Consider the following 7,576-nt stretch of genomic DNA (forward strand, 5'->3'; position numbering starts at 1 on the left):
CCGGCCAGGGCTAACTGACCTGACTGCAACGATGCGCCCCGTCGGCATCATCGGGCGGGGTGCTCATGCGTGTCTTGGGAGGAATCACAATGAATCAACGAATTCTTATTACCGGCTCGGCCGGTCTTGTCGGCAAGGCACTCACGACGAGACTTGCAGCCCAAGGTGCTGACGTCGTCCACTTCGATCTTCATGCGCATGGCCAGAGTCGAGGTGACGTCCGTGACCGGGATAGACTGCGGGAGGTGGTGGCCAACGTGAGTGGCATCATCCATCTCGCCGCGGTCTCCCGAGTGATCTGGGGCGAGCGTGATCCTGCAGTGTGCTGGGCCACAAATGTGACTGGGGTGAGGAATGTCCTCGAGGTTGTGTCCGATTCTCCTCGAATGCCTTGGCTGATCTTCGCGAGCAGCCGGGAGGTCTACGGTCAGCCCATTCATCTACCCGTTGATGAGGACTGTTCGCTGTCGCCTGTGAATGTCTATGGACGTTCGAAGGTCGAGGGCGAGCTTCTCGTCGAAAAAGCACGGCGTTCAGGTGTTCGTGCTTGCACGATTCGCCTATCCAATGTGTTCGGGTCCACGGCTGACCACGCCGACCGCGTGGTGCCGGCTTTTGCCCGCGCGGCGGTGTTGGGCCGAGAGCTTCGTGTGGATGGGCTTGACCAGACCTTTGATTTCACACATATCGATGATGTCAGTCGCGGTATTGTCGCCTTGGTGGAACTGCTCGCTGCAGACGAGCCCACGCCACCTCCTATCCATTTCGTGAGTGGAAGGCCGACAACACTGGGAGAGCTCGCAAGCTTGAGCATCCGAATCGCCAGATCAAGCTCCACGATTCGTGTTGCGGCACCGCGCGATTTCGATGTTGCACGTTTTTTTGGTAACCCCGAGCGAGCCAGAGCGCTGCTTGGGTGGCAGCCACAGGTGCGACTTGAGGAGGGAGTTGCTCGGCTCGTACACGCCTTCCACGAGTCTCCCCACGCAATTGAAGTGGAAGATATTGTTCAATGAGAATTCTCAAGGTTATCCACGGCTACCCGATGCGCTATAACGCGGGTTCGGAGGTCTATAGTCAGACGCTGTGTCACGGGCTCGCCAAGCACCATCAGGTTCATGTGTTTACCCGCGAGGAAGACGCCTTCGCACCTGACTTCCGGCTACGCACCGAGCCTGATGCCGATGACCCTCGCATTACTCTGCACCTCGTCAATAATCCTCGCCTCAAGGACCGATATCGGGCAAGTGGAATCGACCAGCAGTTTGCGCATGTCCTTGATCGCGTAGAGCCTGACATCGTTCATGTGGGACATCTCAACCACCTCTCTACCTCACTTCTACGGGAAGTTGTGAGGCGTGAGATCCCCATCGTATTCACACTGCATGACTACTGGCTGATGTGTCCACGCGGGCAGTTCATGCAAATGTTCCCGGAAGACCCGAACAATCTTTGGGCTGCCTGCGATGGCCAGGACGATCGGAAATGCGCCGAGCGATGCTATGCAAGGTACTTCAGTGGCGCGATGGATGATTTCGACGCCGATCTCGACTACTGGCGTGGATGGGTGGCTCGACGCATGCGGCATGTGCGCGAGATGACCGATCTTGTGGATCTTTTCATCGCTCCCGCGCGCTATCTGCGCGATCGCTTTCGAAACGACTTTGGCCTCCCCGAGAGGAAGCTTGTCTACCTCGACTATGGCTTCGCGCGAGAGCGCATGGCCGGTCGACGTCGTGTTCCCGGCGAGCCGTTCACGTTCGGATACATCGGTACCCACATCCCCGCCAAGGGTGTACAGGATCTGATACGTGCCTTCGGTTTGCTCGGGGGGGGCGCCCGTCTGCGTATCTGGGGTCGTCCCCGTGGTCAGGACACAGAAGCGCTCAGGCGCATCGCTGCATCTTTGCCGGAGAGCGTTGCTAGCCGGATCGAGTGGTTCTCCGAGTACAGGAATCAGGAAATCGTCCGGGATGTGTTTGACCGCTGCGACGCCATCGTTGTCCCTTCGGTCTGGGTTGAGAACTCTCCGCTTGTCATCCACGAGGCGCAGCAGGCCCGAGTGCCCGTGGTGACGGCGGACGCAGGAGGAATGGCAGAGTACGTTCACCACGAGGTCAATGGACTGCTCTTCAGGCATCGTTCCGTTTCAGCCCTCGCTGAGCAAATGCAGCGTCTCGTCGATTCACCAGATTTTGCTTCTCGGCTCGGCTCACGCGGTTATGTCTACAGTGATACAGGCGACATCCCCTCGATCGAGCAGCATGTCAGCGAGATAGAGCGGCTTTACGACCAAGTACTGAATCGGCAGGCATCCACGTGCGTTTGTCGGCGGCCCGGCCCTTGGCGGATCACCTTCGATACCAATCCGGATACCTGTAACCTGAGTTGCATCATGTGCGAAGAGCATTCTCCGCATAGTCCTCTTCAGCATCGTCGCAAGGAAGAAAGTCGCTCACGGCGTTTGATGCCGTTCGAGCTGATTGAGCGGGTAATCGCAGAGACCGTTCCGCATGGGTTGCAGGAGATCATTCCTTCAACAATGGGTGAGCCGCTCCTCTATGAGCACTTCGAGGATATGATCGAACTCTGTCACCGCTATAACGTCAAGTTGAACCTGACCACGAACGGTACCTTTCCCCGCCTCGGGGCCGCAGCCTGGGCAGAACGTATCGTCCCTGTCACCACGGACGTCAAGATCTCCTGGAACGGTGCGAGCCCGGCGACGCAGGAAGCCATCATGCTGGGGAGCCGTTGGGAGAAAATGCTCGATCATGTGCGCGATTTCATTTCTGTCCGTGATGCGCACGCTGCAGCCGGTGGCAACCGGTGTCGGGTCACGTTTCAGCTGACCTTTCTGGAGTCGAACGTCGACGAGCTGGCAGATATGATTCGTCTGGCAGTGCGCCTCGGCGTTGATCGTGTCAAGGGGCATCATCTCTGGACGCATTTCCGGGAGATCCAAGGTCAATCAATGCGCCGGAACCCTAGCGCCATCGAACGCTGGAACCGGGCCGTGGTTGCTGCACGTCAAGCAGCAGCCGAGCAACCGTTGGCGAATGGGCAGCACATTCGCCTCGAGAATATCGTCCTGCTGGATACCAACGAGGATGCACATCCTGCTCCAAGGGGGGCTTGTCCTTTCTTGGGGCAGGAGGCGTGGGTGAGCGCAACTGGCCGTTTCGCCCCCTGCTGCGCTCCTGATGTCCAGCGGCGGGCCTTGGGTGATTTCGGTAGCCTTGACGAGAGGGGGTTTATGGAGATCTGGAACGGCGAAGCTTACCAAGAGCTGACGGCAATCTATCGAAATTACCCGCTTTGTCTCGGTTGCCATATGCGTAAGCCGGTGGGGGGAGTTGATGCGTGATCATGCATAAATTCAAGGGGAGACTGCCCGCTCAACCGATCCATCGGGCGATTTGCCTGGTTGTGTGGCCTATATCAAGGCCACTGGCCAGGCAAGGGGGCTGCCATGTCATGGCGTGACCTGCTGCCTTCTGGATGTGGTACACATCATGTCCACATCACTGGCGGCTCTGCCTATGACGAGCGCTTCGATGGAGTGCTGAAGTTCCATGCGCCGGGTCTGGCCCCTGTCCACCGGGCGGGCCAGGCTTGGCACATTCGAGAGGATGGGTCTCCCGCGTATCAGCGCCGCTTCGCCAGAACCTTCGGTTACTACGAAGGCTTGGCGGCTGTTGCCTCGGCCGATGGATGGCATCACATTGCGCCGGATGGCGAAGACGTTTATCCCGATCGATACGCCTGGTGTGGCAACTTTCAGCAAGGGCGCAGCAGCGTGCGCAGCGATGACGGCACTTATCATCACATCAACCTTGATGGCAGTGCCGCCTATCGCGAACGGTGGCGCTATGTGGGCGACTACCGTGATGGTGTTGCGGTGGTGCAAGCGGTCGATGGGTACTCGACACATATCGATTTCGACGGGAGGCGCATCCACGGGGGCTGGTTTGTCGACCTTGACGTTTTCCACAAAGGTTTCGCCCGCGCACGGGATGAAGACGGCTGGATGCATGTTGACGTTCGGGGGCGACCTGCTTATCGGCAACGCTTTTTGAGCGTTGAACCCTTTTACAACGGACAGGCCCGGGTCGAGCGCTTCGATGGTGCATTGATCGTGATCGACGAAACCGGTGTGACAGTGGCCGACTTGCGACCACCTCGCAGATCGGAGTTTGCAGCCCTGTCCGAGGACATGGTGGGCTTTTGGCGAACCCAGAGCATTGCCGCAGCAGTGAGGCTTGGGGTCGTCAAGTCATTGCCTGCGAACGAAGACGAGATCGCTGAGCGATGTGGACTCACTAATGATGGGGCTCGGCGTCTTCTCAGAGCGCTTGGCGAACTCGGGGTTGCTGTCCGGGGCGTGGAGAATTGGAGTCTGACGCCCCGGGGCGAATTCCTTTTGGCGGATCACCCCATGACCTTGGCGGATGCAGCGTTGGAATACGCGGGCGCGTTTACAGATATGTGGAAGCGACTGCCCGAGGCACTGCGTCGCGGCTCGGACTGGGCCGCCCCGGACGTATTCGAAGATGTCGCCCGCGACGACGATCGCCGAGCTGGACACCATCGCATGCTGAAAAGCTATGCTCGTCAAGATTACGCCGAGGTTTGTCGTGCTCTTGAACTGCGAGGTGATGAGCGGATTGTTGATGCCGGCGGTGGGCTTGGTGTACTCGGGCAACTCATTCTCGAAGCCCATCCGCTGTCACAGGTAACGGTGCTTGAACGACCTGAAGTGGTGACGATGGGTCGATCCTCAATACCTGGCCTGTGCTGGCGCAGCGGCAACCTCTTTGCGCCCTGGGGTGTTGATGCAGATGTCGTGCTGTTATCGCGTGTACTTCATGACTGGGATGACGATGCCGCATGCCAAATCCTAGCAAATGCGCGCGCCATCCTTCCTGATGGTGGCCGGATCTACATCATTGAAATGCTCCTGCCGGAGGGGGGTGTCTCGGGTGCCTTGTGTGACCTTCACTTGCTTATGGTAACAGGTGGCCGTGAACGGTCAGAGGAGGATTTTGCGCGCCTGCTTTCCTCCACTGGGTTTCGGTTGGAAACCACCCGAAGGTTAGCGTCACTTCCGTCGATCATCGTGGGTGAGGCGTCATGACCCATGATCATTGGCAGATTCCTCCTTCGGTGCTAAGGAATCTGGAGCGCATTCCCAAGGATCGTCCGGTGGCGCTGCTGCTCAGGCATTCCGTCCGTGACCACCTGCCTCCTAGTGATGCGGATACGCTTCCCATCACGGCGATCGGCCGCGAACTCGCACTCGACCTGGGAGCGTGTCTGCAAGGTCGTCTGCAATCCCTTCATGCAAGCCCTTTAGTCCGATGCATGCAGACTGCAGAGGCATTATCTGAGGGTGCCCGCGCGGGAATCACTGTCATCCCCGACCGTCATCTCGGTGACCCGGGTGTGTTCGTGGTCGATGGCCGGCGCGCTTGGTCTAATTGGGAAAAATTGGGGCATGAGGGGGTGGTGCGTCATCTCGTGTCTGAGCCATCAGCATTGCCAGGAATGGCGAGGCCTGACGAGGCGGCACGCTTCCTTGTCCAGCACATGCTCGGAGCGGCTACCGGCCGGCCTGGAATCCATGTTTTTGTGACACATGATTCGCTGGTGAGCGCCACAGCTGGGCGCATACTCCGCCAACCGGTCGATCTTGATTGCTGGCCATGGTACCTGGAAGGTGCATTCTTCTGGGCTGAGGAGCAAGTTATCCATGCTGCCTACCGAGACCATGAGATCCAATGCTCAACCCCCCTTTGCAACTTCAATGAAGGAGATGTCATTGAGTTTGCGCGACGGGAGATCGGATCAACCGTAGGGCTGGACACGGGCGCCCGTTTCTTCCTTGCCGGTGGTGCTTTCAAGTCTCTGCTCACCGGTCGTCCCCCTCGAGACCTCGATCTGTGGGCACCATCGGAACGTGACCGACAGATCCTTATTGACGCACTTCTCGCTCGTGGTGCGCGGTATGAGGATCCGCGGCCCTTCGCAGATGCGTTCGAACTTTCCGGGCGCCTCATCGAAATCCCTCACAAGGTTGAGCCGACAACATTGCCAGAGCGGCTTAGCCTGTTCGACATTGGCTTGTCAGCTGTGGGTGTCGAGCACTTGGGGAGAGATCAGTGGTCTGCCGTTGTGCATCCACTCGCGACTGAATCGGTCAGCTTGCGTGAGGTTCGTTTGCTCAAGCCCCTTGTGAACTGGAAATACGCACTCACAACGCTTGAACGGGCGCGCAGGTATGCCTGTGAACTCAGCTTTTCGGTGCCGGCGGAGGAAGAGGAGGTAATATGGGGTCTTTTCGAGGCTCAGTCGAGTGAGATGCAAACAGGAATGGTTGACCGTTACCACCGCACCGCCATCGGTGGATATGGGGTTATTGAGGAGCTCGCATCTCGGTATTCATGATCCGGGGGGCGGTATGGCCTGTTGCTTGCCGTCGCCGTGAGAGTCGGTCAGTTAGCTGTTTTGCGATTCAAACGCCTTGCATCATATTTTTGGCTTCGGGACTCGTCTACTCAACTAAAGGGAGGGGGAGATGAAGTTTGTGTCAGATTCTGTTCTTGAAGAGTACATTCGCGAAGATGCTGTGGTCGATGCTTTGCATAAAATCCAAAATTATATCCGTGATTTGCCAACTTTTCACGGTAGGTCGTTTGAGCGCGGCTATATGAAAGCCTACGGAGTATTCTCAGTAGGAGGTGCTGAGGGAGAGCGTCCCTTTGATTTCGCTGTCAACCGTGCTTTCATTAAGTGCTATATACGGAAGCCTGGTTTGGCAATGCTCGGTCCTGTTGGAAAACAGCGTGTGCTAAGTTCCTTTCCTGCGGCCGATATTCTTAATGGGGAGTTGCGTGTCAATATCAAGACAACTACAGAGGCAGATGAGTTGCTCCGATGCTTGTTTGAGCACTAGTGATCTTCTGAAGTAGGCCTCCTGATGCGGTGGCGCCGATATCGCGCCGCAGCGTTTTCCGGATGCGCTCGTGAGAATACCTCAAAGGCCTGCCGGTATCATCTGGTGATCCAAGTGTCCGGAAGGCGCTGAAGGTCGGCCGGGCATGGCCTGTTCTGGTGAATACCGGTGGGCAGAATAGAGTCGGTGATGGGCAGGACACAGGGGGCGCTGTTCGTCTTTGGGGCTCTCATAGGGTGTCCAGGTTTCTGCCGTTTTGTGGGCGGTCCACGTCTACCTCGGCATCGACGACGGCACCCTGTGGAACATCCGCCGGGATGACCTGCCCGACCTGTTGCCGAAGCTCAAGGGCGCCTAAGGACGAGACGTGAAGTGGTCCAATTGTAGCGGACACCCCGTTAAGCCCTCGTAGGCTATGCATTGGAGGTGTTCATGAGCAAGAAGGCACGACGTCGATACACGGCGGAATTCAAGGCTGAGGCAGTGGCGTTGGTTGAGCGCCAGGGGTATGGGGTGGCCGAAGCTGCCCGGTCTCTGGGAATCAATCGCAGCCTGTTGGATCGGTGGTTGCGCAAGGAACGTGAGCGGCAATCTCCCCAGCATGACCAACAGGAGGACCAG

6 protein-coding genes are annotated in these 7,576 nt (G+C 57.9%); all 6 read left to right on the plus strand.

All coding sequences use genetic code 11. From position 1 onward, the window contains the following. Window positions 1-89 precede the first annotated feature (89 nt). Entirely contained in the window at window positions 90-1,016 is a 927-nt protein-coding gene (locus CKO35_RS06640) for an NAD-dependent epimerase/dehydratase family protein (protein ID WP_200173865.1), read from the plus strand. Next, window positions 1,013-3,367 (plus strand): glycosyltransferase, encoded by a 2,355-nt coding sequence (locus CKO35_RS06645; protein WP_200173867.1) that lies wholly within the window; start codon window positions 1,013-1,015, stop codon window positions 3,365-3,367. Before CKO35_RS06640 ends, CKO35_RS06645 begins: the two co-directional genes overlap by 4 nt. A 105-nt stretch (window positions 3,368-3,472) precedes the next feature. Then, entirely contained in the window at window positions 3,473-5,137 is a 1,665-nt protein-coding gene (locus CKO35_RS06650; RefSeq protein WP_200173869.1) for a methyltransferase, read from the plus strand. Continuing rightward, window positions 5,134-6,447, plus strand: coding sequence for a histidine phosphatase family protein (locus tag CKO35_RS06655; RefSeq protein WP_200173871.1), 1,314 nt, complete (start codon window positions 5,134-5,136; stop codon window positions 6,445-6,447). The genes CKO35_RS06650 and CKO35_RS06655 overlap by 4 nt, the downstream gene beginning before the upstream one ends. A 130-nt stretch (window positions 6,448-6,577) precedes the next feature. Beyond that, window positions 6,578-6,955 (plus strand): hypothetical protein, encoded by a 378-nt coding sequence (locus CKO35_RS06660; protein WP_200173873.1) that lies wholly within the window; start codon window positions 6,578-6,580, stop codon window positions 6,953-6,955. A gap of 432 nt (window positions 6,956-7,387) precedes the next feature. After that, window positions 7,388-7,576, plus strand: a 189-nt coding sequence (locus CKO35_RS06670) for a transposase (protein WP_200173378.1), incomplete at its 3' end; no start/stop codon positions are given.

It is taken from the genome of Ectothiorhodospira shaposhnikovii (assembly GCF_016584105.1).
Lineage (GTDB): Bacteria > Pseudomonadota > Gammaproteobacteria > Ectothiorhodospirales > Ectothiorhodospiraceae > Ectothiorhodospira > Ectothiorhodospira shaposhnikovii.

Excerpts from the sequence above, each read along its gene's own strand:
- CKO35_RS06640 (WP_200173865.1), top strand. The coding sequence starts at position 90 with ATGAATCAACGAATTCTTATTACCGGCTCGGCCGGTCTTGTCGGCAAG.
- CKO35_RS06645 (WP_200173867.1), top strand. The coding sequence starts at position 1,013 with ATGAGAATTCTCAAGGTTATCCACGGCTACCCGATGCGCTATAACGCG.
- CKO35_RS06650 (WP_200173869.1), top strand. The coding sequence starts at position 3,473 with ATGTCATGGCGTGACCTGCTGCCTTCTGGATGTGGTACACATCATGTC.
- CKO35_RS06655 (WP_200173871.1), top strand. The coding sequence starts at position 5,134 with ATGACCCATGATCATTGGCAGATTCCTCCTTCGGTGCTAAGGAATCTG.
- CKO35_RS06660 (WP_200173873.1), top strand. The coding sequence starts at position 6,578 with ATGAAGTTTGTGTCAGATTCTGTTCTTGAAGAGTACATTCGCGAAGAT.